Origin of the sequence: Mesorhizobium sp. M0598, assembly GCF_040320865.1 — a bacterium.
Lineage (GTDB): Bacteria > Pseudomonadota > Alphaproteobacteria > Rhizobiales > Rhizobiaceae > Mesorhizobium.
In genome coordinates, this window is the sequence record NZ_JAMYQL010000027.1 from 52176 (window position 1) to 76952 (window position 24777).

16 protein-coding genes and 1 pseudogene are annotated in these 24777 nt (G+C 61.1%); 14 read left to right on the plus strand and 3 right to left on the minus strand.

Going from position 1 to position 24777, the window contains the following annotated elements; all coding sequences use genetic code 11:
* Window position 1 precedes the first annotated feature (1 nt).
* From tssM (NKI59_RS26000) to NKI59_RS26025, 6 genes are all read left to right on the plus strand, one after another.
* Window positions 2-3538, plus strand: coding sequence for a type VI secretion system membrane subunit TssM (gene tssM, locus NKI59_RS26000; RefSeq protein WP_352592777.1), 3537 nt, complete (start codon window positions 2-4; stop codon window positions 3536-3538).
* A complete protein-coding gene (tagF, locus tag NKI59_RS26005; RefSeq protein WP_352641827.1) occupies window positions 3535-4062 on the plus strand; it encodes a type VI secretion system-associated protein TagF in 528 nt (175 codons plus the stop codon). Before tssM (NKI59_RS26000) ends, tagF begins: the two co-directional genes overlap by 4 nt.
* Entirely contained in the window at window positions 4062-5165 is a 1104-nt protein-coding gene (locus tag NKI59_RS26010; RefSeq protein WP_352623484.1) for a DUF2169 family type VI secretion system accessory protein, read from the plus strand. Before tagF ends, NKI59_RS26010 begins: the two co-directional genes overlap by 1 nt.
* A complete protein-coding gene (locus NKI59_RS26015; protein WP_352623485.1) occupies window positions 5162-6187 on the plus strand; it encodes a 3-oxoacyl-ACP synthase in 1026 nt (341 codons plus the stop codon). Before NKI59_RS26010 ends, NKI59_RS26015 begins: the two co-directional genes overlap by 4 nt.
* Window positions 6184-7272 (plus strand): PAAR-like domain-containing protein, encoded by a 1089-nt coding sequence (locus NKI59_RS26020; protein ID WP_352707774.1) that lies wholly within the window; start codon window positions 6184-6186, stop codon window positions 7270-7272. Before NKI59_RS26015 ends, NKI59_RS26020 begins: the two co-directional genes overlap by 4 nt.
* A gap of 66 nt (window positions 7273-7338) precedes the next feature.
* Complete coding sequence (locus NKI59_RS26025) at window positions 7339-8238, plus strand: hypothetical protein (protein WP_352623488.1); 900 nt, start codon at window positions 7339-7341, stop codon at window positions 8236-8238.
* A gap of 138 nt (window positions 8239-8376) precedes the next feature.
* Here the strand turns inward: NKI59_RS26025 and NKI59_RS26030 are convergent, their stop codons facing one another.
* The 3 genes from NKI59_RS26030 to NKI59_RS26040 are packed head-to-tail and all read right to left on the minus strand — an operon-like array spanning window position 8377 to window position 11480.
* Window positions 8377-8712 (minus strand): hypothetical protein, encoded by a 336-nt coding sequence (locus NKI59_RS26030; protein ID WP_292655746.1) that lies wholly within the window; start codon window positions 8710-8712, stop codon window positions 8377-8379.
* On the minus strand, window positions 8712-9137 hold the full coding sequence (locus NKI59_RS26035) for a DUF6484 domain-containing protein (protein WP_352623490.1): 426 nt from the start codon (window positions 9135-9137) through the stop codon (window positions 8712-8714). The genes NKI59_RS26030 and NKI59_RS26035 overlap by 1 nt, the downstream gene beginning before the upstream one ends.
* A gap of 12 nt (window positions 9138-9149) precedes the next feature.
* On the minus strand, window positions 9150-11480 hold the full coding sequence (locus NKI59_RS26040; RefSeq protein WP_352707775.1) for a type VI secretion system Vgr family protein: 2331 nt from the start codon (window positions 11478-11480) through the stop codon (window positions 9150-9152).
* Window positions 11481-11715: 235 nt separating this feature from the next.
* On the opposite strand from NKI59_RS26040, the pseudogene NKI59_RS26045 reads away from it, so the two are divergent.
* From NKI59_RS26045 to NKI59_RS26080, 8 genes and pseudogenes are all read left to right on the plus strand, one after another.
* Window positions 11716-11937: pseudogene (locus NKI59_RS26045) on the plus strand (FHA domain-containing protein); the annotation flags it as partial.
* 144 nt (window positions 11938-12081) lie between these two features.
* Window positions 12082-12771: a type VI secretion system-associated FHA domain protein TagH gene (gene tagH, locus NKI59_RS26050; RefSeq protein WP_352641834.1), complete on the plus strand. Its 690-nt coding sequence runs from the start codon at window positions 12082-12084 to the stop codon at window positions 12769-12771.
* Between the two features lie 287 nt (window positions 12772-13058).
* Window positions 13059-14564 carry a type VI secretion system protein TssL, long form gene (gene tssL, locus NKI59_RS26055; protein ID WP_352641824.1) on the plus strand — a complete coding sequence of 502 codons (1506 nt, stop codon included), beginning with the start codon at window positions 13059-13061 and terminating at the stop codon, window positions 14562-14564.
* Between the two features lie 22 nt (window positions 14565-14586).
* The gene (gene tssM / locus NKI59_RS26060; RefSeq protein ID WP_352641822.1) at window positions 14587-18150 is read left to right on the plus strand and encodes a type VI secretion system membrane subunit TssM; all 3564 of its coding nucleotides are present in this window, start codon (window positions 14587-14589) and stop codon (window positions 18148-18150) included.
* Between the two features lie 172 nt (window positions 18151-18322).
* The gene (locus NKI59_RS26065; protein WP_352707776.1) at window positions 18323-19096 is read left to right on the plus strand and encodes a PP2C family protein-serine/threonine phosphatase; all 774 of its coding nucleotides are present in this window, start codon (window positions 18323-18325) and stop codon (window positions 19094-19096) included.
* A gap of 5 nt (window positions 19097-19101) precedes the next feature.
* The gene (locus NKI59_RS26070; RefSeq protein WP_352707777.1) at window positions 19102-21789 is read left to right on the plus strand and encodes a serine/threonine-protein kinase; all 2688 of its coding nucleotides are present in this window, start codon (window positions 19102-19104) and stop codon (window positions 21787-21789) included.
* A 108-nt stretch (window positions 21790-21897) separates the two neighbouring features.
* Complete coding sequence (locus NKI59_RS26075; protein ID WP_352592819.1) at window positions 21898-22308, plus strand: DUF1036 domain-containing protein; 411 nt, start codon at window positions 21898-21900, stop codon at window positions 22306-22308.
* Window positions 22305-24638 (plus strand): M23 family metallopeptidase, encoded by a 2334-nt coding sequence (locus NKI59_RS26080; protein WP_352592822.1) that lies wholly within the window; start codon window positions 22305-22307, stop codon window positions 24636-24638. The genes NKI59_RS26075 and NKI59_RS26080 overlap by 4 nt, the downstream gene beginning before the upstream one ends.
* Window positions 24639-24777 lie beyond the last annotated feature (139 nt).

Consider the following 24777-nt stretch of genomic DNA (forward strand, 5'->3'; position numbering starts at 1 on the left):
GATGTTCATCCTGCGCTTCCTCTGGGCGGTCCTGACATCGCGCTGGCTGTGGACACTGATTGGCATCACGCTGCTTTCCTTGGTGATCTGGGTATTCGGGCCGATCGTCAGGGTCGGAGCCTACGACCCTTTCGCCTCGGACAATGTGCGCATCGTCATCATCGCGCTGCTGGTCATCTTCTGGCTGGTTTGGCTGATCGCTGCCCAGCGTCGCGCGATCCGTGCCAACCGGATGTTCGTCGCCGAAATCGCCGCGCCAGCGGTAGAGAAGCCACTCAGCCCCGGCGAAGAGAATGTCGCAGCCGTCGGTGCCAAGTTCGCCGAGGTCATGGCCGAGTTGAAGCGCCGCAAACTGGGCGGTCGCAAGTTCCTGCGCGAGATGCCCTGGTACGTTATCGTCGGGCCGCCGGCCACCGGCAAGACCACAGCCTTGCGCCAGTCGGGGTTGAATTTTCCGATCGACCTGACCGACGACCTGCAAGGGGTCGGCGGGACGCGCAATTGCGACTGGTTCTTTTCGGAGAGCGCCGTTCTGATCGACACTGCGGGCCGCTATGTCCAACAGGAGAGCCAACCCGATGTCGACGCGGAGGAGTGGCTGGGCTTCCTCGACCTTTTGAAGAAGCACCGGGGCCGTCGCGCGCTCAACGGTGTGATCGTCGCGCTTTCGATCGATGTGCTTTCGGAGGGCGACGACGCCATCAAGGCGCATGGCCGCAAGATCCGCCGTCGGCTGGCCGAGCTCAACGATCGCCTCGAAATCCGCCTTCCGGTCTATCTGATGCTGACCAAAGCCGACCTGATCAAGGGGTTCGAGGCATTCTTCGGCGGTTTGTCGACGGCTGCGCGCGAGCAGGTCTGGGGGACCACGTTCGCACTCGATGCGCATGTCGATGCAAAGACCATCGAGCGGGAAATCGCGACGTTAGCAACCGAGCTCGAGCGACGGCTGGTGCCCCGGCTGGAGGACGAAGACAAGCTTGCTGCCCGCGCCGAAATCTTCAGGTTTCCCGCCCAACTCGCCAGCCTGTCCGAGCCGATCCAGGTACTGATCGAGGCGATGTTTGGCGAAAGCCGGTATGAGGAGGCCGCCTGGCTGCGTGGCCTTTATCTGACGTCGGCGACCCAGGAAGGGGCGCCCATCGACCGGCTGACCGCGGCGCTGTCTGCCTCCTTCGGTCTTCCGCCGCGCCGGGCGTTGGCCGCGCCGCGTGTCGAAAAACGCAGCTTCTTCCTAAAGAATCTGCTTACCGAAGTCATCTTCAAGGAAGCGGGCCTCGGCACCTTCGATCCGCTGGCGCAACGCCGCCGCGCCTGGATCTGGCGTGGCGCGGCCGCCGCATGTGCCGCAGCCGCCCTGCTGGTCAGCGGCCTATTCACCTGGTCCTACTACGACAACCGCAACGCGATCACGGCCCAGGCAAGCCAGTTCGAGGCGCTGCAAACGCCACTGACCTCGGCCGCGGCAAACCCGGCATCGGTAGAACAGCCTGCCATCGATGTCGCCCTCGGTGCGATGGATGAGGTCGCAAATGCCCGCACCCCGCCGCCTGGCGCAGCACAGGATTTGCTGGGGCCATCAGCCTCGGCGGAACTGGTGCGGGCACAGACCGACACTTACGACCATGCTTTGCGTAACGTTCTCGAGCCGCACATGGTGGCGCTGCTCGAAGCGACGATGTGGCGGCAGATCCGCGATCCGGACTTCATGCTTGGCGCGCTGAAGACCTATCGCATGATGACCGGCCTTTCTCAGATGGATCCGGACTTCGCCCAGGGCTGGTGGGTGAACAGTCTGCCCGAATTCGCCGCGGCTGCCCCCTTTCCGACAGCTGACGCCGAAGAGCACCAGCTTGCCGCGATCCGTCGCATGGCGGTTGACGCCAGTTATATCGCCCCGGACCAGGCACTGGTTGCAGAGGCCCTGAAAACCGTCTGCACGATTTCCTTGCCGGCGCGTGCCTACAAGCAGCTGCTGGCCGACCCGGCGGTGGCTGCGCTCAAGGAATGGATTCCTGCCAACTTCGCCGGCCCCAACGGCGCCAAGGTCTTTGCGCGGCGTTCCGACAAGACGCTTCGGGTCGGCATTTCGGGAGCGTTTACCTATGCCGGCTTCCATGACGCCATTCTCGACCGGGTCGAGGATGTCGCCGCCCAGGCAGCACTTGACCGGGCGGTGTTCGCCGGCGGTTGCTCGGAAAATTCCGAAACCTCGGTGTCAGCGCTGTCAGAAGATATTCTGAAGCTTTATTACGACGACTACATCGCGCAATGGGACAGCTTCCTGCGCGACATGAGGCTTGCGCCATTGACCGATCTCAACGTCGCCAGTGAGAACCTCAAGGATCTTTCAAGTGCCGACTCCGCGCTGAAGCGCCTGGTCACCGCGGTGGTCCAGGAGACCGAGCTTACGCGATCCGATGAAGCGCCGGGAAACGACAAGGCAGCGGCGGCAGGTGGCTCGAAACTGCTTGGCAAGCTGGGCAAGCTTGGCAAGATCGTAAAAACCGGAGCAAAGCTTTTGCCGCGCGCCGGCTCCGCCGACGAGGTGGATCTTACCGGCAGTCTGGTGGCCGAGCATTTCAAGCCGCTCAAGGGTGCCATCGCCGAGGTCGACGGCCAGCCGCCGGCGCTCGACGCCGCCATTGTCGCGCTCACCGCACTGTCCAACGTGCTGCAGACGGTGACGGCCAATCCCGATCCTCAGGACGCCATCAAGAAGCAGGGCGGCCTCGCCGAACTGACTGGAGCGGTTGCCAGGCAGGCGCAGATCCTGCCCGACCCAATCGATGATTGGTTGGGCGGTATTGCCGGCGATACCAGCGGCCTGACGCAGAAGGCGGTCACCTCGGAGCTCAATGCCATCTGGCGAGCCGATATCCTGCCGTTCTGCCAGGCAGCACTCAACAACCGCTATCCTTTCAGCCCTGACAGCGCCGTCGACGTCAATGTCCGCGACTTCGCCCGTCTGTTCGGACCGGCAGGGCTGATCGACACCTTCATCAACGACCATCTGATCAGCTATGTCGACACGTCAGCGCAGCCATGGGAATGGCGCGCCGATTTCGGCCTCGACCCGTCGGCACTGGCCGCGTTCGAACAGGCAAGGCGGATCCGCGATGATCTCTTTCCCGGTGGTACAGGCCCGCTGATGAGCTTCACACTCGAGCCGAAGGATTTGTCGCCCAACGTCGCGCGCGTGACGCTCAATCTGGATGGCCAGAACCTCGTCTATTATAACAACGCAACGAGGCCGCAGCCGATGACGTGGCCCGGCAAGGACGGCACGGGCGTCATCTCGCTTGCCTTCCAGCCGATCGATGGCTCGCCCGAGATCTTGCTCAACGAGACCGGCAGCTGGGCGTGGCTGAGAATGTTGCGCAGCGGTCGCTTCACCGGCACCTCGCTGTCGGACGTCTACAGCCTGCGTCTGGGCACCAAAGGCATGTACGCCGATTTCCAACTCAAGGCCGCCAGCGTCGAAAACCCTTACAACCTGCAAATGTTCAAGAAATTCTCATGTCCGCCGCAGATATGATCCTGCCCGGCTTCTACGGCAAAATGCCCGCCACCGGCGATTTCGTCACGCGGCGGTTGCCGGGGGATTTTGTGCACGTCTGGGATCGCTGGCTGGCGCAGCACATCGTGCCGCTGGTGGGCATGGAAACCTGGCCGCGCACCACCGCGCTACGCTTCATGACCGGCCCGGCTTCGTTCGGAGCCGCAGCGGGTATCGTTCTGCAAAGCGCGGACAGGGTCGGCAGGCAATTCCCGTTGAGTGTCGTCGCGCAGCTCGCCGAAGCGCCGCTGGACCTGGCCCATGTCGAAGCATGGTTTGCCTGGATCGAAGAAGCGGCCATCGCCGCCCAACGCGGCGAACTGACGCCCGACGAACTGAACACCGCGTTGCGTGCTCTGCCGGTGCCGCCTGTCGAGCCACGCGAAGAGCTGATCAGCGGCATGGTGATGTGGACCGCCTACTCCGACATTTTCGATATCGATCCGCAATCGCCGCAAGCGACGCTGGAACAGATCCTCGCCGCCAGCTGGGAGACCAGCTGATGCAGATCTGGAACCAGATTGGGTATCCGCATCAATTCACGATGGGCATGGACAAGGCCGGCCATGAGTGGATCGTCGTCGTGGTGAAGGGCACGTTCGATTTTCCCGCGACGCCGGGCGGCCCGGTGCGGAAATCGGCGGAGCAGGTGCCGCTGGTAATGGCCGACACACAGACCGGTGAACCCGGCTATTCCGCCACGCTGTGGGAAACCGATTTTGCCTTCCGCAAACCGCGCTGCGACGTCATCGCCAATGGCTGTGCCTATGCGCCCGGCGGGCGCCCGGCGGAGCGGGTCCCGGTCGGCATAAAAGTCGGCAATTGGTCGAAGCTGTTCGAAGTCGTCGGCACACGCGAATGGCGCGCCATCGGTCCGGTCTTCAGCGCGACCGCGCCGCATCCCTTCCTGAAGCTGCCCATCTCCTATGACGTCGCCTGGGGTGGCGTCGACAGACTGGATCCGGAGGACAAGCTCCCCGCCAGCTATAAATACAACCCGGTCGGAACCGGCTGGTCGCGTGCCCGAAATCAACGGCTGATCCCGGGCCTGCGCCTGCCCAACACCCAAGCGGTCGGCGAAGACATCCGCTCACCCTTCGGCGATTACAAGCCGATGAGTTTTGGGCCGATGGGTCGCGGCTGGCCGGGCCGGATCGAATATGGCGGCACCTATGACGACAACTGGACCGCCAACATCTTTCCATTTCTGCCACCGGACTTCGACGAGCGCTATTTCCAGATGGCACCACCCGACCAGCAGATCGAGCTGCCGAGAGGCGGCGAAGAGGTGGTGCTGGTGAACCTGACGCCTGAGGGGCGGGTGAGCTTTCGCCTGTCGTCAACGGCATTGCCGATGACGTTGTTCAAAGGCAGGCAGAAAGCCTATGAGGCCGACATATTTCCAGACACTGTTCTGCTTGACCCGGAAAAACGCCGCTTTTCGCTGGTCTGGCGTGTGTCGCAGCGGATCGAGCGAACCATCCTTGATTTCAGCGAATGCTGGGTCGGGCCTCCGACCGAATCCATGTTGCGGGCAAGGGCAACCGGCCGGACCTTCATCCGAGCGAGCGGCAGGGCACCACAAGACGAAACGGAGGGAGCATGAGCGTTGACGTCGTTTCGATCGGGATGGCGACGGCCGTGGGCCTAGACGCGCCTTCCGCATGCGCGGCGATGCGCGCCCGGCTCGACGGCTTTCAGGAAACACGCTTTGCCAGCACGCCTGAAGGGTGGCTGACCGGAGCGCCGGTGCCGCTGCCGCGCAACTGGATTGGCGAGAAGCGCCTCGCCCATCTCGCCGCCGGCGCCATCACCGAGGCTTTCGAGAGCGTGCCGCAGGCGCGCGGCCAGACCGCCCTGATCCTGTGCTTGCCCGAGGAGGACCGTCCGGGCAGACCGGTACGGGACAATTCCCGCCTGGTGCGGCGTATCGGCGACATCGTCGAGATCGAGCCCCACCGACGCTCCCGCATTGTCGCGCATGGGCGGCCGTCCGGACACGTTGCCTTCGACCATGCCCGCAAGTTGCTAGCGTCAGGCGAAGCGCCGTATGTTATGATCGCCGGCGTCGACTGTTACCTGACCGCGCCGACGATCGCGCATTATCTGGACAAGCGCCGTTTGCTGACGGCTGACAACCCGAATGGCTTCATTCCGGGCGAGGCCGCCGCCGCGGTTCTATGCACGTTGTCTGGGCGCGGAGGATTCCAGCTCTTCGGGCTTGGGCTCTCGCGCGAAGCGGCGTCAATCTATAACAATAGCGATCTGCCGTTGCGAGCCGATGGCATGACGGCCGCCTATGACGCGGCCTTCCGCGAAACCGGTATCGACATGAGCCGGCTCGGCTACCGCATCTCCGACCTGATCGGCGAGCAATATTACTACAAGCAAACGGCTCTTGCTTCGATCCGGCTTCTGCGTGGCCGTCATGAATTTCAGGACCTGTGGTCGCCGGCCGAATCCCTCGGCAACATCGGCGCCGCCGCCGTGCCGTTGATGGTGGGGATGGCGTGGACGGCCGCGCGGAAAAAATACGCCGCCGGCAATCCGGTTCTGGTTGAGGCATCGTCCGACGAGGGGGCCTGCGGCGCGGCTGTTTTTGCCGACACGACCAGGATGGCAGCATGACGGTCTTCGCGAATGGACTCGAAATAGCTTGCAAGGCGCAGACCAACAATGTGATCGCGGCCTTCCCTTATGTCTGTTTCACGCCGCCACAGACGCCGGCGACGCCTCCCGGCGTGCCGGTTCCGTATCCGACATTCAGCATGGATAGCGACACCGACAGCGGCACCGGCACTGTCAAGATCGGCGGCAAGACGATCACGCAGAAGAACAAATCGTACTACACAAAATGCTCGGGCAACGAGGCCGGCTGCGCACCGAAGAAGAACGTCATCACCTCGGTGAACACCGGCAAGGAATACAACCATGCCTGGTCGGGCAATGTGAAGATGGATGGCGAGCCGGTCAGCCGTTTCTCCGACCTGGGGTCCAACGACCACGCCTCGCCGGCCGCCGGTGGGCCGCCCATGTCCTTGATCTCCACGGCAACGCCGGCGGACTTCACGTGCGACATGCTAGAAATCAAGCCTTACAAGGACCTTGAATGTCCGGAAGGCTACGAGAAGGAGCATACGACGGAAGTGCGGTTCTTTACGGCCGCGGGGGTGCGTGATCTTACGCTCGACTGCTGCAAAGCCTATGACGAACAGGAAGCGCCGTGCATTTGCATGAAAGCAAAATGGGTGGCCGGCGAAGGCGCCAAGGCCAAGGTGGCAGGAATTCCCACCAAGAAGATCCTCGGCAAGAAACGCAAGACGGCGCATTGGGCCAAGACCCAAGAGGCGGCAAAATGGATAAAGGACAATCCCAAGGGCAAGCTTGGAGACTTCAACGACAAATGCGCGAGCGAGACCGTCAAGCACATGAAGGATCCGACGATCCCGAAACAAGTCCATGCAGCTGCCACCGAATGCCTCAAGAATGCCAATGAGGACTATCAAAAGAAGAGCATGAAGAAGACGCAAAAGCAGGTGAAAGACAAGACGAGGTGCGTCGACAGCTGCCCGAAGGCGGCGGACCAGGGTCGTCTTGCAGGCGTCGCGAAAAAACGACTGAAAGCGGCGGCAAAGAAAGCCGGCAAAGATCCGTCGAAAGTTGTCGTCACGGCGTCCGACGTGTGGCCGTCGAGCAAGTCTTGCCCGCCATGATTGCGTAAGCCTGCATCGAGCCGACCGAAACGCTAAGGGTATCCGGACATGATTGGACAGATCAAGATGGACAAGGAAGACCTCGAAGACTTCGTCAACGATGAGGACACCTCCACCGAGTGCCTGCAGGTTGCTCCCATGGGCGACGGCAAGGTCGCGATCCTGTTTCTGCTCAGCGACGATGACTACGAGACGACGGTGTCGGTAATCTTCATCGTCGACAATTTCGAACCCTCGACCGCGCGCGGAGTCCTTTTCACCAGTGAATGGCTCACGTCGCTTTCGGCATCCCCCTCCGGCGAGCTGTTCGCGCTGGAGGCGACCGTATGGATCTGGCGCTATGCTGGCGCCGCTTGGACCCGTGACAGGATTGGCGATCAAAGCATGCGCCAGGTATGGGCCGCGGACCCGGGTGGAGCGATCACAGTCGGCGCGGAAGGAGCGGCATACAGGCAGGTCGGGTCCGACTGGCAGCCGATCACGCCGATCGGCAACGACGAATATATGGACATTCACGGCCATCCCAAGCACGGAATCTATGCTTGCGGAGACATGGGGGTGGTTCACAAATTAGTTGGCGGAACGTGGCAGCTGCTCGAAGTTCACCGGCACGATATGTTCTATGGGATCGATGTCGCGGCCGATGGCACGATCAGGGTCTCCGGCGAGGATGGCGTGTGCCTGCGGATCGCCAATGAGGAAGTGACGGAAATAGAGCCCGTCGCAGCTTTGACTCATCTCGCCGTGCGTACATACAAAGGCAAGGGCTATTGGGGTGACGAGGTGGGCATCAACATCGAGAACGGCGACGCTTTGGCAGCGTTCGAGGATACCGGCATCGCATCGGACTTGCGCTCCGACGGCGACTTCCTTTACGCCGCCGGCATCGATGCCGCCTGGCGTTTCGACGGTAAGGAATGGAAGACGCTCACGCTCGTGTACAAAGACGGTTTCCGGCTGGAGTAGTCGGACCGAGGTTCGTACGAGCAGGGTAGCCCTGCAAACGTCGATCTCGTCGGCCGCCACCTGTTTTTGCACGTTATCCGGTCAGACAAGTCGCAACTTTTTGCCGCGTTGCCCTTTGGATCGACTTCAGGGCGGCTGTCAGAGCCCATTCTCGGCCAGGTAGGCGCGCACCTTGGCAAGGTCGAGTTCCGAGATTCGCCGCGGCGCGCCGTTGACCAGCATGCGCAGCACGAACAACTCCCCTGCCTCGGGATATTCTGCATAGCGCTCTTCCGCGATTTCGCGGCCCGCATCGCCGGCAACTCGAAGGCCGTCGATATGGGCGTCCAGCCGCTCCATCAGCCGCGACAGCCGCTCCTCGTCCATGTCCGGATTCTCGTCCGGGTGGAGGAGGTGACGGTCGTACACGGTCCACAGGAACGCAGCCATTTCGGCGTGCTGCCTAACGATCTCGGGCAGAACGATCTTGTCCATCAGTTGATGTTGACCGATCCGCCGCGGATACGGTTCGTGGCGCTGGCGTGGCTTGTCACGTAGGTGCCGCGGATGGTGATGCGGCCATCCTTCTCCATGATGATTGTCGCCTTTCCGCAGCGAAGTTCGATGCGTTCTTCACCGTTTATGGTGACGCGCTCGCCATCGCGTATCACCTGCGGAGCGGGAGATTTGCGCGATGGCTCGACGATCCGGCCGATGATCAGCGGCCGTCCCGGGTCGCCTTCCTGAAACAGCAGTGCAACCTCGGCGCCAATCATCGCCGAGGTAAGTTCCGTCAGGCTGCGCGCCGGCACCGCGGTTTCCACGGGGTTGCCTGGAAAAACCACCAGGGGAGACTCCGCGTCAAAACCCAGGAATATGCCGATCACGACGCCCTCGATGCGCTCGCGAACTTCGTTCATCAATGACCTCTGTCAATTCTGCTTGATGTTGCTGCCCTTCATGACGATATCGCTCGATGCCTTCACGTTGATATTGCTGGACCCCTTGATCGTGATGTCCTTGCCCTCGATCGTGATTGTGCCATCCTTCTTCATCGAAATGGACGCCGAGCCGCATTTCAGCGCGATCGCGTCGCCGGCTTCGATCAGGAACGTCTTGCCGACATTGATCTTTCCGTCCTCGCCGATCTGAACCATGCTCGCTTTGGCGATCTGCAACTCGTAGGCGCCCCCCACCTTGGTTCCGTCGTCGGTGGCGATTTCGGTACGCCTTCCCTTGCCGATCTTCGACTTCTGGTCGCCGGCGATGTTAAAGGTCTGGCCGCCGCCGATCGTCACGTCCTGATTTGAAGCGATGTTCCAGCTGTCCGCTGCCCCGATATCGTGGCTCTGCGCCGCGCCTACAGTGACCGACCGCGTCGCACCGATCGTATTCGCTTGCGGGCCACCGACGGTTCGCGTCTCGGATGCTCCGACCGAATCGACCCGGGCAGCGCCAACGGTCACCGTCTGGACGATCGCCACGGTTTGTGTGTGGTTGGCGCCGATCGTCTCCGTCGAGTTCGAACCGATACCTATCGTCTCATTCGAACCCACCGTCAGCGAACGGTTCACACCCACCGTCTCGGTGTCGTTGTTGCCGATATCCGTTGTCTGGTCGACGCCGACCTTTACCGTCTTGTTGTTGCCGACGTCCTCGTCGAGATTGTGGCCGACGGAGTGTTTGGCGTCGTGGTCGATGCGGTCGGACTGATCGTGCTGAACCAGCTTGTTGCGGTCGTGCTTTATCAGAAGGTGATGGTCCTTCTGCGCCTGGAAGTTGACCAGCTCGGAGCCTGCCTTGTCCTCGAACATCAGTTCGTTGTAGCCGCCGCCGCCTTTCGACGAATCGGATTTCCAGCCGGATTGCGTGGCGTTGCCAGGCAGTCCGTAGGGCGGCATCTGCGCGGCGTTGTAGACCCTGCCGGTAATGATCGGAAGGTCGGGATCGCCTTCGATGAAGTCGACGATGACCTCCTGCCCGATGCGCGGTATCTGGATAAAACCCCAGCCGCTGCCGGCCCAGGTCTGTGAAACGCGCACGAAGCAGGAACTGTTCTGGTCCTTCTTGCCCAGCCGGTCCCAATGAAACTGGACCTTCACCCGTGCATATTTGTCGGTGAATATTTCCTCGCCGGAAGGCCCGACCACGGTCGCCGTCTGCGGCCCGCGCATGATCGGCCGTGTCGTGACCCGCGGCGGACGATAGGGCAAGGCCGTAGGTGCGACACCAAGGATCACCTTGAAGTTCTCGCTGTCGACGTCGGCATGGGGTCTGTAGCCAGGGTCAAAGAGCCTGTATTCGGCGCTGACCACCAGATACTCCTGGTTCTGATCCTCGCGCGGAAAGCCATCCAACTTGAACGTACAGCCTGAATACAGGCCGCGCACGGTTCCGACCGCAGCGATGCGCTGGTGCACCGCCTGGATTTCCTCGCGCCGGATCGCCGCCAGGCTATCGCCGCGGCCGACTTCCAGATGGGCGCCGGGCTGACGGTAATTCTCGCCCGCAGCCAGCTTGTGATTGAACGGCTGGGCGGATTTGGCCATCAGGTCGGCGCCCGGTTTCTTGAAATCATAGTCGGTATGGACATAGGCGCCCGGCCGCACCGAACTGCCCGGGATCCATTCAGTGATATATTCGACATCGCGCCGGGATCCCTGCCCTTCAAAATGATAAGGCACTTTTTCATAGCCCGGCGCCGGCTTCAGCTTGCTCATCGCATCGGCAAGCACAAGCGTGTGCTTGCCCTCGCCATGCTCGAAGAAATACAGGATCCCCTCGTGCTCGAGGAGGCGCTGCACGAAATCGAGATCGGTCTCGTCATATTGCACGCAGTATTCGCGCGGCGGATAGGACCCTTGCAGGCGTTTCTCGAATTTTGCTGTGCTATATTTCGAGAAAACCTCTTCGACGATTTCGATGACGCTCATGTTTTGGAAAATACGGCAGTCGGTAGTATTGCCGAGAAACCAGAGCCATGGCCTGACGACTGCTTCGTAATAGGCCAGTCGATCCTCGATCCGGGTGAGGCGAAACTCCGACACGATGCCGCTGAACCAGCGCTGGGGGTCGGCTTCACCTTCGATCGAGACGGGGCCACCCAGCATCTCCAGCGGATCGATATCGTGGCTGGGGCTCACGAACCCGACCGTATAGGCCAGACAACGACTGATCTCATCGCGCCCGACGAGATGTGTAAAGGTCAACAGTTCAGCGCCAATTGGCGTTTGCACAACCGTGGCACGTTGTTCACTTGGCATGGGTCGTGCCCCTCCTCGGCCTGGCGGCCAGCCCAGTGGATTTGAATATCCTAATCAGGAACTCGAAATCACATGAAACCCTGATGGTTGCCAGTCCATTTCGAGCGTACCACATGTTTGTTGTGCAGGCCAAAGCGGACCACGAATACTGTGATGCGTATTTTGGGATTAGCCACGCTAAAAACATGGAGTATCGTGTCGGCAAGGCCGCCAGCGATCACACAGGCGATTTCGCATGTTAATCAGTCTGCAGATCAGCAATGTCGATGCCCTGCCCACCGGCGTGGCGCCTGGCTACCGATCGCGTAATCGCAGCTTCAAAATCGGCCGCGAACATTGCGACTGGATCTTGCCTGATCCTGACAAGTTCATCTCAGGCCGGCATTGCCAAATCCGATACGAGGCAGGCGCGTTTTGGCTGCACGACATTTCGCGCAATGGCACTTTCATCAATGGATCGAGCCAACGCATCACCGGTCCGCGCCGGCTAGACCACGGCGACAGGCTCCTGGTCGGCCGCTACGTCATCTTTGTATCGATTGACGACGAGCATGCAACGCCAAGTCATCCGGAGGCCGACCGAGGTTCGACGCAACGACACATGCCGGTCGCGGCCGATCGGCTGCTTGATTCCGGAGGCGAGCCTCTCTTCAGTTCGGCAGAGCGATGGCTCGGGCAAGCACCGCCATCGACATCGTCGCTGCCTAGGGCCGTCCCCTCGACGACAGACGAGGTGCTGCGGGAAATTGCAATCGGCGCAGGCATCTCGCCGGAATTGTTGCAATTGCGTGATCCGCATGAAGTCGCTGCCGAAATCGGCGCAGTGCTTCGCACGGTGGTCGAGCAACTGGCCATGCTGCTGAAGGCACGTGCGGCTGCAAAGACATTGGCCAAGAGCCCACACCGAACGATGATAAGCTCCGCTGAAAACAATCCCCTCAAATTTGTCCCGGGCACCGACGACATACTCGAAATCATGTTTGCACGGCGCAGAGCCGGCTATCTCGATGCCAGGAACAGTATCGAAGACGCGTTCCGCGATCTCAAGACGCACGAATTTGCGACTTATGCCGCCATGCAAGCTGCGCTGTCGCGATTGCTTGACGACCTGTCGCCGGAAGCAATCGGCAAAAAGCTCCCGCCATCATCGTTTACCTCCAAGAAAAGTCAGGCATGGGACGCCTTTGTCACGACATGGCGGACTATGGAGGAGGCCCACGAAAACGGTATGCTTGATATATTCCTGGCTTATTTCAGCGAGGCCTATGCCAAAGCCGACAAGCAAAAATAAACAATCCAAGGGACCGCGGCGCTGCAGCTGACGAAGAAAAGAGCGTCGGCGCCCCGCATCATGTTCCAATCGACAACATCTGGGACTACGATCACATACGACAGTTCGCCAAGCGGGTAAGCCTGATTGACCTGGGGTCTGTGGCAAATGTCATATTGCGGCGCCATAGTTTCTTGTAGCTCCGGACCGCCTTGCCGGAAGGACCATTGCCTGCCCTATCCTGCCAGGAAAGATCTGGCGCCTCTCGCACGCAAGCGCGGACACTGCACGGCAGCGGCATATCGGCGATGAGCTCGAAGGACGATCCTTTCGGCCCGGTCGGCAAGACCGTCATCCGCACCAATCCACGACGCGGGCAGAATGCGAAACCAGCCGCAAACGAACCGATTGCGAAGACCGTCGCGCCCCCGCATGTCAAGGAATCGACAGTTTTCGATCCTGACATAGGTCGGCATATGCCGCCGGACTGGACATCCGGAACCATTCTTTATCAGGGAGCATCGTCCGGTACAGCGGCCAGAGCCGGGGCGGCCGGGTCAAGGCCGAGCATTCAGCAGGAGGTGCTGCTCGGCGCCGCAGACACGGTCAAGTATTCGACGCCAAATCCGATCCTCGCTGCCTCAGCACCATTGCTCGTCCTGTTCGGGCATCTCAGGCTCGTGCCGGTCGAAAGACAGGCGGCGCCATTGGCCGAACATATCGCCGATGCGATCGAGAGGTTCGACTGGACGCTGGAGAAGTCAGGGGTTCCCGAAGAGGATGCGCGGATCGCGAAGTTTGCCCTTTGCGAAACGGCCGACGATCTTGTGGGCAACCTGCCCTGGGCCGGCAAGGACACCTGGGCACAGCACAGCATGTTGTCGCGGTTCTTTCACATCGAGCCCACTGGCGCCGGCTTTTACGAAGCGCTGAACAAGGTGCTGGCCAATCCTGAGCCACATCTAGACCTGCTCGAGCTGATGCATGTCTGCCTATCCCTGGGATTTGAGGGCCAGTATCGTGGCCTGGCGCGCAAAGACACCAGTCTCGAACGTGTGCGGCGCGACGTCTACGAGACGCTTCGCTACTTCAGGGCCCGTGCCGGAGAGGACATCTCACCCCGCTGGCAAGGGATGGCGGCGATGATGGTGCCGGGTTCGGCCCGCCTGCCGCTCTGGGTCGTTGCGGCAACGGCCTCGGCCCTGCTGACGGCGGCGTTCTTCACGTTGCGGGTCTTCATGACGGACGAGGGTGAAGCTGCCGCCAGCCAATTGCTGGGGCTCAACCCATCGACGCCGCTGACCATCGAGCGCGCCAGCGTGGCGCCGCTTGCCGAACCGGCGAAAGTCGTCCCGCCGGCCGCAACCACGCAGATCGATCGCATCCGTTCGGCGCTGGCCACGCAAGTCGAGCGCGGCGGGCTTACCGTCGGCACAAAGGGCGACTTCATCGTTGTGGAGATCAGCAATCTCTTGTTGTTTCAGCCTGGCAAGACCGAGGTGAAGCCCGAGTTTGTGCCACTGGCCGCACAGATTGCCGCAGCCCTTGAGCACGAGCCAGGGCCAATCAGGATCGTTGGCCACACGGACAATGTGAAGCCACGGAAATCAAGCACGTTCAAATCCAACTTTGACCTTTCGGTCGCGCGCGCGAAGGCTGTTGAAACAATGATCGCCGCGAAACTTGGCGATTCCTCGCGAATAACCGCCGACGGCAAGGGCGAAGATGAGCCAATTGCCGACAATGCGACGTCCGAGGGCCGCGCCAAGAACCGCCGTGTCGACGTGATGATCCCCAAGGAGGAAACGCTGTGAACACCGCCGGTGGGAAACGCCAATGACGCGTTGGCTGCCGCGGATATTCAGCACGGCCGCGTTGGCCGGTTTTGCGGCGGCGATCTGGTTTGCTGGACCTTTGATCCGCTTCGCCGATATCCGGCCGCTGGGACCTGTCTGGTTGCGTGCGACAATCATCGGCACGATCGTGGCGACCGCGGCCCTCGTTTACGCAGTGCGCGTCTGGCAGGTGAGAAAGGCACAAAAAGCGCTCGAGACGGTCGTTGCCCGCAACGACGGGGGCAATGACGATTCACCGGTGCTCGAGGCGCGCATGAGTGAGGCCATCGCAGCACTCAAGCGGTCGAGCGGCAAGCGCAGTTTCCTCTATGACATTCCCTGGTACATCGTCATTGGCCCGCCGGGCGCCGGCAAGACGACGGCACTGGTCAATTCGGGTCTGAATTTTCCGCTTGCCGGTTCAGGAGACGCCCAGCCGGTGGCCGGTGTTGGCGGCACCCGCTCCTGCGACTGGTGGTTTACCGAAGAGGCCGTGCTGATCGACACGGCGGGACGCTACACCACGCAGGATTCCAATGCTGGAAGCGACAGCAAGAGCTGGCTTGCGTTTTTGTCACTGCTCAAGAAATACCGCACCAGACAACCGATCAACGGGGTTATCCTGGCCATCAGCCTTGCCGATCTCATCAGCCTCGATGACCAGCAGCTGGACGCCCATGTCGTTGAAATACGCAGTCGCCTGAGGGAGATCCACGAGACGCTGAAAATCCAGTTTCCGGTGTACCTGCTTTTCACCAAGGCCGATCTCGTCGCCGGCTTCATGGAGTATTTCGGCAGTTTCGAGGAGCCCCGCAGGCGCAAGGTCTGGGGCGCAACATTCCAGACCACCGACCGCAACAAGAACATGGCCGGTGAGGCTTCGGCCGAATTCGATGCACTGGCGAACCGATTGGCGGACGAGATAGCTGACCGCCTGCAGGAAGAGCCTGATCCGGTCTCGCGCATATCGATCTTTGGCTTTCCGGCCCAGTTTTACGCGCTCAAGGGCCGAATTGCCGGTTTCGTGACCAGCCTGTTCGATCCGGTCCGCAGCCAGGTGAATGTCAGCTTGCGTGGGCTCTACTTCTCGTCGGGGACCCAAGAGGGAACGCCGATCGATCAGGTGTTGGGCGCAATCGGCCGCAGTTTCGGCAACAATTCCCGCCCCCATCTGTCCGGGACCGGCAAGAGCTTCTTTTTGCACGACCTCCTGACTGATGTCATTTTCGCCGAATCCGGATGGGTTTCCTATGACCGAGCGACCGAGAGGCGGGCAGCGGCCCTCAGATATGGCGGCTTTGGCATCATCGCCTTGATCACTGCAGCGGCCCTTGGCGCGCTCGCAATGAGCTTCATGGCCAACCGCTCGCTGATCGCCTCCACGACGCAGGCGATGAGCCAATATCACGAGACAGCGGACGCCCTGCTCAAAAGCACGACGGTCACCGATGTCGACCTTGAAAACGTCATCGGACCGCTCGACCAGTTGCGCAACTTGCCGGCCGGTTTCGAAACCAGTGACTTACCGACACCGATCGAGGAAACGGTCGGCCTTAGCCAGCGGGAAAGGCTTCTTTCGGCATCGACAACGGCCTACCGGCAAGCACTGGAACGAATGTTGCGGTCGCGTCTGCTTGTTCAGGCGCAGCGGACCGTCCAGGCGACGATGGCTGATCCCGCCGCGCTTTACGAACCGCTCAAGATTTACCTGATGCTCGGCGGTAAGGCACCTAAGGTCGATGACCCATTGATCATCTCCTGGATGAAGCAGGATTGGGAACAGCACCGGTATCCGGGCGAGAGCAACCGCGAAGGACGCGCGCAGCTCGAAAAGCACTTACGCGCCATGCTTGCGTTGGACGATGCCTATGATCCAGTTTTCGAACTCAACCAGCCGCTTGTCGAAGCCGCTCAGCGTTCGCTCGGACGTATGAGCCTTGCGGATCGCGCGTCAGCATTGATCAAGTCGGCGGTGTATGCGGCTGCGCTGGACGATTTTGCTGTCTCTCAAAAAGCTGGAACCGAAGCGCAGCTTGTGTTCGAGCGCGTCGATGGCGGCGATCTGTCGAAGCTTCGTATTCCCGGTCTCTACACCCATGTCGGATTCAACAACTTTTATCTCGGACAGCTTTCGCGCATTGCGCAGACACTCGACGACGACCAGTGGGTTCTGGGCGGTGGCGGCGAGCAAGGCGGCATCGATCAGGAGTTGCTCAAACTCGGCCCCGAACTTCTCGACCGCTACGGCAAGGAGTTCGCAGCCGCATGGAACAGCGTTCTCGATGGCTTGAAATTCAAAGCCATGCTGAACGACAAGCCGCACTATGTCGCGCTTTCCGCCGTTGCCTCACCAAGCTCGCCGATCGAACAGCTTTTTACTGCGATTGCCGAGGAAACAGCCCTGGCGCGCGACTCTGTCTCCGGCGAAGACTCGGGCACTGGGATGCAAGCTGGGACCGTTATGCGCCAGTCCCAGGACGACGCAGACATGGCCAAGGGCCTGGCTCGCATCGGCATTCAAATTAGCTCCGCAAAATCGCAAAGCCGTGCTGGTACCGGGTCCGCGAAATTTCAAACCCAGAGCCCTGGGGCAAACATCGAAGCGCAGTTCAGGTCCTTCCAGGCTCTGGTAAGCGGGCCTTTTGGACACCGACCGATCGATGCGCTGACCCAGAATTTTCGCGATATCCACCAGAGCCTGCAACTGGCAACCGAGGTCCCTTCGCAGACGGAAAATGTCAACGCCAACCTGCAGCTGCAGATAGCCACCCTTCGCGCCAATGCATCGCGTCTGCCCAAGCAACTCGGCAGAATAGTCAACGCAACCGCAGACGAATTTGACGGCAACGCGGCTGAAATTTCGTTGACGAATTTGAACGAGATGCTCGACCAGGCCGTCACGCAGCCCTGCGAGGAGGCGGTCAACGGCCGCTACCCCTTCGCCGGCGATGGTGCCAAGGATATTGCGATGGCGGACTTCGCCAAGTTGTTCTCTCCGGGCGGCCTGATGGATCGGTTCTTCGCACAAAACCTTGCTTCCTTGATCGACATGAGCGGCCAGGACTGGAGCTGGAAACAGAATGCGCGCTTTGGACGCGACCTGTCGAAGTCGACGCTGAAAAACTTTCAGCTGGCTGCGGAAATCCGCGGCGCATTTTTCCCTTCGGGCGGGTCAATGCCGTCGGTCAACCTGACCTTTACCCCGTTCTCGCTGAACGGTGATGCAGATACTGCGGTGCTCGACGTCGACGGCCAGATCGTCCAGAGCAACCAGGCGGGTAACACGCCAAGCACTGTGTCCTGGCCGACCGGTGCGGCCTCGACATCCGTCAGTCTGAGGCTGATGCCGGAAATGCCGGGCCGTGAATCCGCAATCAGGTTCGAAGGGCCGTGGTCGCTCAAGCGGTTGCTGGACAAGGCGACGATCACCAGCAAAGACGGCTCTGTTGAGGCGCGCTTCGTAATCGGCGGACGCGACGTCAGCTATACGATCCAGACCGGTTCCGGACCCAGCCCCTTCCTCCTTCCCGCACTTTCCGCATTCAGCTGCCCGAAGGCGTTTTGAGAGGATTTGAGCCTCACCTGGTGCAACTAGGGCGCCAAAGCTGCTGCGATCCCGCGTCACGGGCTCAAAGCTAAATTTCGATACTTTAATATTCCAGCCTGTGGCAAAGTGGCAGCAGCGAGCGCCTGAAGGTGCGCCGCAGAGGACGCTTTAAGAAGCGCTTGGTGGCAAGGTGAGCGATGTCGCCCTTTCCTTTGAAAGCTTCGGCGTGAGCCACAATGGCTGTATCCGTGAGCACAATGAAGACAACTATCTAGTCGAGCCACGAACCGGCCTGTGGGTGGTGGCCGACGGAATGGGTGGACATGAAGCCGGAGAGGTCGCTTCAGCCAGCATTGTCGATCATCTGGCCACGATCGGCATTGCCAGTTCCGCCCCGGATCTTCGTGCGCGCTTCGAAGACAGGCTGAGCCGCGCCAACGCCGAGATCCGCAGGATCTCCGAATCTCGCGGCATAACCATCGGCTCCACCGTTGCCGCCCTGTTGGCGATGGATGGGCGATTTGCCTGCCTGTGGGCGGGCGACAGCCGGGTTTATCTGGTCCGTAATGCCTCGATCTCGCAGATCTCGAGGGACCACACCGAAGTTCAGGAACTTCTCGATCGCGGCATGATCAGTGCAGCCGAGGCGCTCACCTGGCCGCGCCGCAATGTCATCACGCATGCGGTCGGCGTCAGCGACGAAATCGTCATCGATTTCCAGCAAGGCGAAATTATGCCGGGAGACATCTTCGTGTTGTGCACAGATGGGCTGACGGCGCATTTGACCGACGCCGAGATCGGGGCCGTGGTGGTGTCTGCGACGCCTCAGGCGGCTTGCGAAAATCTGCTGCAAATGGTGCTGGCGCGGGGCGGAACAGACAATGTCACCATTGTGCTGGTGAAGTTCGCAAACGGGCACAACGGACACCCCCCCTACCCTGATCTGTCCAGAGCGGAGGGTTGAGGCTGATGAGCGCCGACGACAAGACGCGAATATCGCCGCAGCTGGCCAACACAGCCGTCGGCACGCAGCTCAGCGGCATCTACGAACTTGACGAGAGGATCGCATTCGGTGGCATGGGCGAGGTCTACCGTGGCCACAACATCCAGACTGGCGACCACGTCGCGATCAAGATCGTCCTGCCCGAATTTGCCCGCGACCCGACGATCTTGTCCCTGTTCCGCAAGGAAGCGTCAATCCTCAATCACCTGTCGCATGATGCGGTCGTGCGATATCACGTCTTCACCATCGATCCAGGCATCGGCCGTCCCTACCTTGCCATGGAATTTGTCGACGGCGAGTCGCTGTACGACATCATGCGACGTGGCCCGATGCCGACTGAAGAGGTACGCAAGCTCTGCCATCGCCTCACGTCGGGTCTGAGCGCCGTGCATCAAGCGGGAGCAATTCACCGCGACCTCTCGCCCGATAACATCATCTTGCCAGGGGGTAGGGTCGACCAGGCCAAGATCATCGATTTCGGTATTGCGCGATCGGCGACCGTCGGCGGGGGGACCCTGATCGGCGGAAAATTCGCGGGAAAGTACAACTACGTTTCGCCCGAACAGCTTGGGCTGTACAGCGGCGATGTCAGCGAGCAATCCGACATCTACAGCCTGGGGCTGGTGCTGGTTGCCGTTCTGCGCGGCAAGCCGATCGACATGAGCGGGTCCCAATTCGAGATCATCGAAAAGCGCCGGACTGTGCCCGACCTGTCCGACATCGACGACGATTTTCGTGGCATTGTTGAAGCCATGCTACAGCCGGATCCGCGAGACCGCCCGGCGAGCATGGCGGAAATCGCCAGAATGACGCGTGACGAGGACGAAGGCACAACGCCACCAACGTTCATCCCGACCCGCAATCGGCCGGGTTTGCCACGAGCGGGGCAAACCCTTGCGCCTGAGCCCAAGGCCCAGCCTTCCTATGATTTGGGGCGCAACGCGCCTGTGACGGCAGCTTCCGGTGGGCAGCGCTTCGTCCCACATGTCCGTCCTGCGCTGCTGTCGGAACCGCGGCCTTCAGCAGTCGCCAGCCCGCCACGCGCGGTCGCACGTGGCGGGCCTGGAAAATCCACAAAGACCCGAACCATCGCGATTTCTGCCTTCGCGACGCTGTCTCTCGCCGCGGGTGCCGGCCTCTATATTAGCGGTTTTATGACGCCTACCACGCCGAGCGCCGGCACGACATCGCTGTCCGCCCCAGAACCATCTGAGCCCGCACCAGAGGCATCAAAGCCGGTCGCGACGGATAATGTTGCGAACGCTCCTAAGCCGCCAGAGCTAGCTCCACCCGCGCAGCCGCGAACGCAGACCACCGCATCGCCAACTAAAAATCAGGCAGAGGCGGCTGCGCCTCAAAAGCCGCAACCGCCAGAGTCGCCCAAGATACTCCGACAAACCGGGGAAGCCCCGAAGCCATCAGCTAGCACAGTGCTGCCGCCGGCCGAAAACGTAGCGCCGGCAATTCAGCCCGATACCGCTGCCAACGCCAGCCCGACAACGCTTCCGCCGCCTGACAAGCTCGTTCCAGCTCCAACGCCAGCCGAAAAAACGTCAACGCCGCCAGCGCCGCAGCCCGACGTCGCCGACAGCCAAAAGCCGCAGCCGGCAGAGCCCGCCAAGATCCCCCTGCAAGCCAGGGAAACACCGAAATCGTCAGCAAGCGCGGCACAGCCGCCGGCCGAAAAAATGTCGCCGGCAGTTCAGCCCGACATCGCGGCCGGCGACAGCCCGAAAACGCCTCCCCCGCTTGGCAAGATCGCTCCAATCGCTCCACCAGCCGAAAAAGCTTTAACGCCGCCAGCCCCCCAGCCCGATGTCGCGGTGAGCCAAAAGCCTGAACGACAGGCAAACCAGCCGGCGGAGGCGAAATCGGCCGCGCCCTTTCCCGAGCCGGCTGCAGGCCAGGCAGATGCGATGAGCGCAAAGGACCAGCAGGCCGACCAGCCGGCCGCCAGACAGCCAGACCAGGCCACGGTCGCCTTGAACGTGCCCAAGCCGGAAGTTCCTCCGGTGATCGACGATATAGCGCAGCGTGTCTCGTGGGTTCGCGACTTCAGCGGTGGCGACTGTTTCTACGCCGCCGTGACGTCGATAACCGATAAGACCGCTGCCATCGAAGGATTTGGAACCGCGGTCCAGCCATTCGAGCAGATGCTGGCTGATTTCCAGGCAAAGTTCCACGTTGAGCCGGACATCAACGTGCGCCTCATTGAGCCGAGCCAGTGCGAAGTCACCAACTTCCTGCGCTTTCTGGGGCAGGCTGCTGGCGACAAGCCGCAGCTTGTTCTCGATCGAACATCGGTGCCAAATGGTACGCCGATCAGCGGTACGCTGGTGACGCGTGGCGGGCTCATTTCCAGCGTGCTGCTGATCGACCACAAAGGCATGATGTTCAACCTCGATGACCGCATGGTCGTTCAATCGGACAAGGCCACCTTCAGCATCCCGATCGGTCTCGGCGCCGCCGACAGGGCTGCAGGCAAGGCCGTGCCGCAGATCATCATGGTGATCACCGGCCCCCAGGATATCCAGGCGGCTGCGTTCTCCACGCCAATGCCAGCCTCGCAGCTGTTGCCCAAAATTCTCGAAGAAATCGAGGCCAACGGATCCAAGTTCTCGGCCATTGCCAAGTATTTCCGGCTCGGCGGGTAGCATGGGCGTCCGATGGAACCACGTAGCTCGCGTCTGCCCCGCTCGTCGTCTGACCTGCCCGTAAAGCAGCGTGGTCGGCTTCGGACCTTGCTTGCCTCGAGGGGTCGCATGAGGCTTGCGGTCGTTTCGGCCGCCGCGTTGCTGGCCGTGCTCTCATGCAACGAAGCGCGCGCCGAATTCACGGTGTGCAATCAGACGCTCGACGTCGTCAACCTCGCCGTCGGCCAGGAGGTCGATAATGCCGACCAGACCGATGGCTGGTGGACCATCGGCGCAAATCAGTGCGTGAACGTCATCCGCGAGGAACTGACGAACCGCTACATCTACCTCTACGCCACTGACGTTTTCGGCCATGCGATCCTGACCGGATCGACCGAAATGTGCATTGAGCGGCGACGTTTCTCGATACGCGGCATCGACGAATGCTGGCATCGCGGCCATATCGCCGCGCGATTTGTTGAAGTCGATACGCTTGAACAGGTGCGGTGGACGTTTTTCCTGACCGGAAGCAGTCCGTGACGCACGCTATCGACACCAGCTTCAAGGAGAAAAGGCAGGCGCGCGCCGCCCTTCGCCGGCGCGCACTTTGGCGCCGGCTCATTGCAGGCTTGGCCTTGATTTTCCTCTGTTCGATCGCCGTCGGCTTCTACCTCACCGCGGACTATTGGTCATTTGGCGACGAAGACGAGGAGTTGCGCGCGGTAGAAGGAGCCGATGATGTGCCGGCCGATGCATCTGTCTATGTGCCTGCGATTATCGGCCTGGCGGGGGACCCTATGTGGATCACGCTCGCACCCGATAACGGCGCAGCAACGAAAGGCCGCGTGATTCCGCGTCCGGCAGAACTCGACCCGGCAGGGGTTTCGCCACAGATCGAGATCCTGTCCGACGTCATGCTTAGCGCCAGCGAAAAATTCATGACGACGATACCGTCGACGCAGGAGGATTTTGCATTCTTCCAGGCGCAACGAAAGACCGCCCCCGCGCCCTCCAGCGATCTGCAGAACGATCTTGAGCCATCTCCTGGCGCGGGTGAGCCCGCGCCGGCTTCGGATCAACAGGCCGACACCGACGATCCCGAAGCCGGCTGGGGTGAAACAATCGATGCAGGCGACGCAGCCCTTCCCGCATTCCAGAAGACCCAGATCGAAAACAACACCAGCGTCGCAACTGTGACGAACGAATATCAGCGGTTTGAGGCGACGGAAGACACGTTCGTGAAGATCCTCAACGATCGCAGTCTGGATAGCGTTGCGCTCGATGCACATTTCTCCGCCGACGACGCCAAGCAGGCAGGCGAGGCGCTGAAGGCCCTCTTCGGCCGGGACGGCCTGGAACCGGGCTATGTCGTGGCCATGCGTGGATACCGGCCCAACCGCGAGACGACAACGATGTCCCTCATGCAGGTGTCGATCTACGCCAAGAACGTCTTTGTCGGTACGCTGACGCGTAATGCCGCGGGCGTGTTGGTATCGGGCGTTGACCCTTGGGTACGCGAAGACCTGTTCAACTACTCGGGCGCGCCGGCAGAAGGCGGCCACAAAAGGCAGTATCGTCTGCTCGACGCGATCTACTCGACTGCGGCACGCAACAGCGTTCCAACCGGCGTGATCGGCGAAGCCATCATGTATCTGTCGAGAGGCCAGGATCTGGATGCCTTTGCAAGCGAGGACCAGCGTCTTGTGCTGATCTATTCTCAGACGCCGCGCGGCAAGGACGAAGGCGCCGGCCGCGTGCTGTATGTTGGTGTCCAGGGCACGACAAAAAGTCTCGACTGTTTCGTCTTCCAGCAGGGTGATGGCCAATTTGCATGCGTGACAGGCGACGATCAGGTCCGTTCGCTGACGGTCACCAATGGCATGGTCACACCGGTCAACGGGGTCTTGACCTCGACCTTCGGGCCGCGCAAGCATCCAATTCTAGGCACCGTTCGCATCCACAAGGGCGTCGACTGGGCGGCGCCGGTCGGCACGCCGATCGCAGCCGCCTTCGATGGCGAAATCAGCTTCCAGGGCGATGGGGGCGGCTACGGCAATCTAGTCAAAATTTCGCACGGAAGCGGGCGCGAGACGCGCTATGCGCATATGCAGAAATTCGCAATCGAGGGCGGCGTCGGCAGCAAGGTGAAGGCTGGCGACATCATTGGCTATATCGGCACCACCGGCCTTTCGACCGGACCGCATTTGCATTTCGAACTCTATCAGAATGGCGCGGCGATCGACCCACTGGGCACGGTTACCGCGGTCGCTTCGGATCTTTCCGCCGTGGAAACGCTCACCGACCGTATCGTTCATGTCGAAAGTGGCGGCAGCGCCCGTGCCAAGAACCCAAATTCTTCAGCGACCGGCGCCGGCCAATTCATCACAAAGACCTGGATCCGGATGATGAACACTTACCGCCCCGAACTTGCACGCACACTCTCGACTGCCGACCTGCTCGCCCTGCGATATGACGCCACGATCTCGCGCGAGATGGTTCGCAATCTGGCGCGAGAAGGCGAAGCCTATCTTCGGGCGCGCGGCCACCAGATCACAGCCGGCCGGCTCTATCTCTGCCACTTTCTCGGCATGGAGGGCGCGCATCAGGTGCTGTCGGCATCGGGTTCCGCGCAATTGAGCGCCGTGCTCGGGTCAGCCGTCATTCAGGCCAATCCCTTTCTGACGGGCAAGACCGCCAGCTATGTCGCGGACTGGGCCGAAAGAAAGATGGGTCGCAAGCTGAGCCCAGCCACAACCACGGCGGGCCAGCAGACGACGACCACCACGGAGGTCCGGCAGACGTCGCCCGAGTTCGCAAAGTACAAACAGGCGATCACGGCGATGCTGAGTTCTGTTCAGAATGCGCTTTGAACCTGTGCATGGCGCGGCAAATCGTGACCGCTTCGGTGCACGCAGACGACGGTTTTCCGTCCAACGAGTGCTATACTTCGACCTTGTTAGCAGATGTTTTTCTGGTCTGCGCACTATCGAACCGTGGCCAAGATCACTT

Bases quoted from the DNA above. Each gene is read 5' to 3' on its own strand.
- NKI59_RS26015 (WP_352623485.1), top strand. From the start codon at position 5,162: ATGAGCGTTGACGTCGTTTCGATCGGGATGGCGACGGCCGTGGGCCTA.
- NKI59_RS26030 (WP_292655746.1), bottom strand. From the start codon at position 8,712: ATGGACAAGATCGTTCTGCCCGAGATCGTTAGGCAGCACGCCGAAATG.
- tagH (WP_352641834.1), top strand. From the start codon at position 12,082: ATGCCGGTCGCGGCCGATCGGCTGCTTGATTCCGGAGGCGAGCCTCTC.
- tssM (WP_352641822.1), top strand. From the start codon at position 14,587: ATGACGCGTTGGCTGCCGCGGATATTCAGCACGGCCGCGTTGGCCGGT.
- NKI59_RS26035 (WP_352623490.1), bottom strand. From the start codon at position 9,137: ATGAACGAAGTTCGCGAGCGCATCGAGGGCGTCGTGATCGGCATATTC.
- tssL (WP_352641824.1), top strand. From the start codon at position 13,059: ATGAGCTCGAAGGACGATCCTTTCGGCCCGGTCGGCAAGACCGTCATC.
- NKI59_RS26020 (WP_352707774.1), top strand. From the start codon at position 6,184: ATGACGGTCTTCGCGAATGGACTCGAAATAGCTTGCAAGGCGCAGACC.
- tssM (WP_352592777.1), top strand. From the start codon at position 2: ATGTTCATCCTGCGCTTCCTCTGGGCGGTCCTGACATCGCGCTGGCTG.
- NKI59_RS26070 (WP_352707777.1), top strand. From the start codon at position 19,102: ATGAGCGCCGACGACAAGACGCGAATATCGCCGCAGCTGGCCAACACA.
- NKI59_RS26010 (WP_352623484.1), top strand. From the start codon at position 4,062: ATGCAGATCTGGAACCAGATTGGGTATCCGCATCAATTCACGATGGGC.
- tagF (WP_352641827.1), top strand. From the start codon at position 3,535: ATGATCCTGCCCGGCTTCTACGGCAAAATGCCCGCCACCGGCGATTTC.
- NKI59_RS26075 (WP_352592819.1), top strand. From the start codon at position 21,898: ATGAGGCTTGCGGTCGTTTCGGCCGCCGCGTTGCTGGCCGTGCTCTCA.
- NKI59_RS26040 (WP_352707775.1), bottom strand. From the start codon at position 11,480: ATGCCAAGTGAACAACGTGCCACGGTTGTGCAAACGCCAATTGGCGCT.
- NKI59_RS26025 (WP_352623488.1), top strand. From the start codon at position 7,339: ATGGACAAGGAAGACCTCGAAGACTTCGTCAACGATGAGGACACCTCC.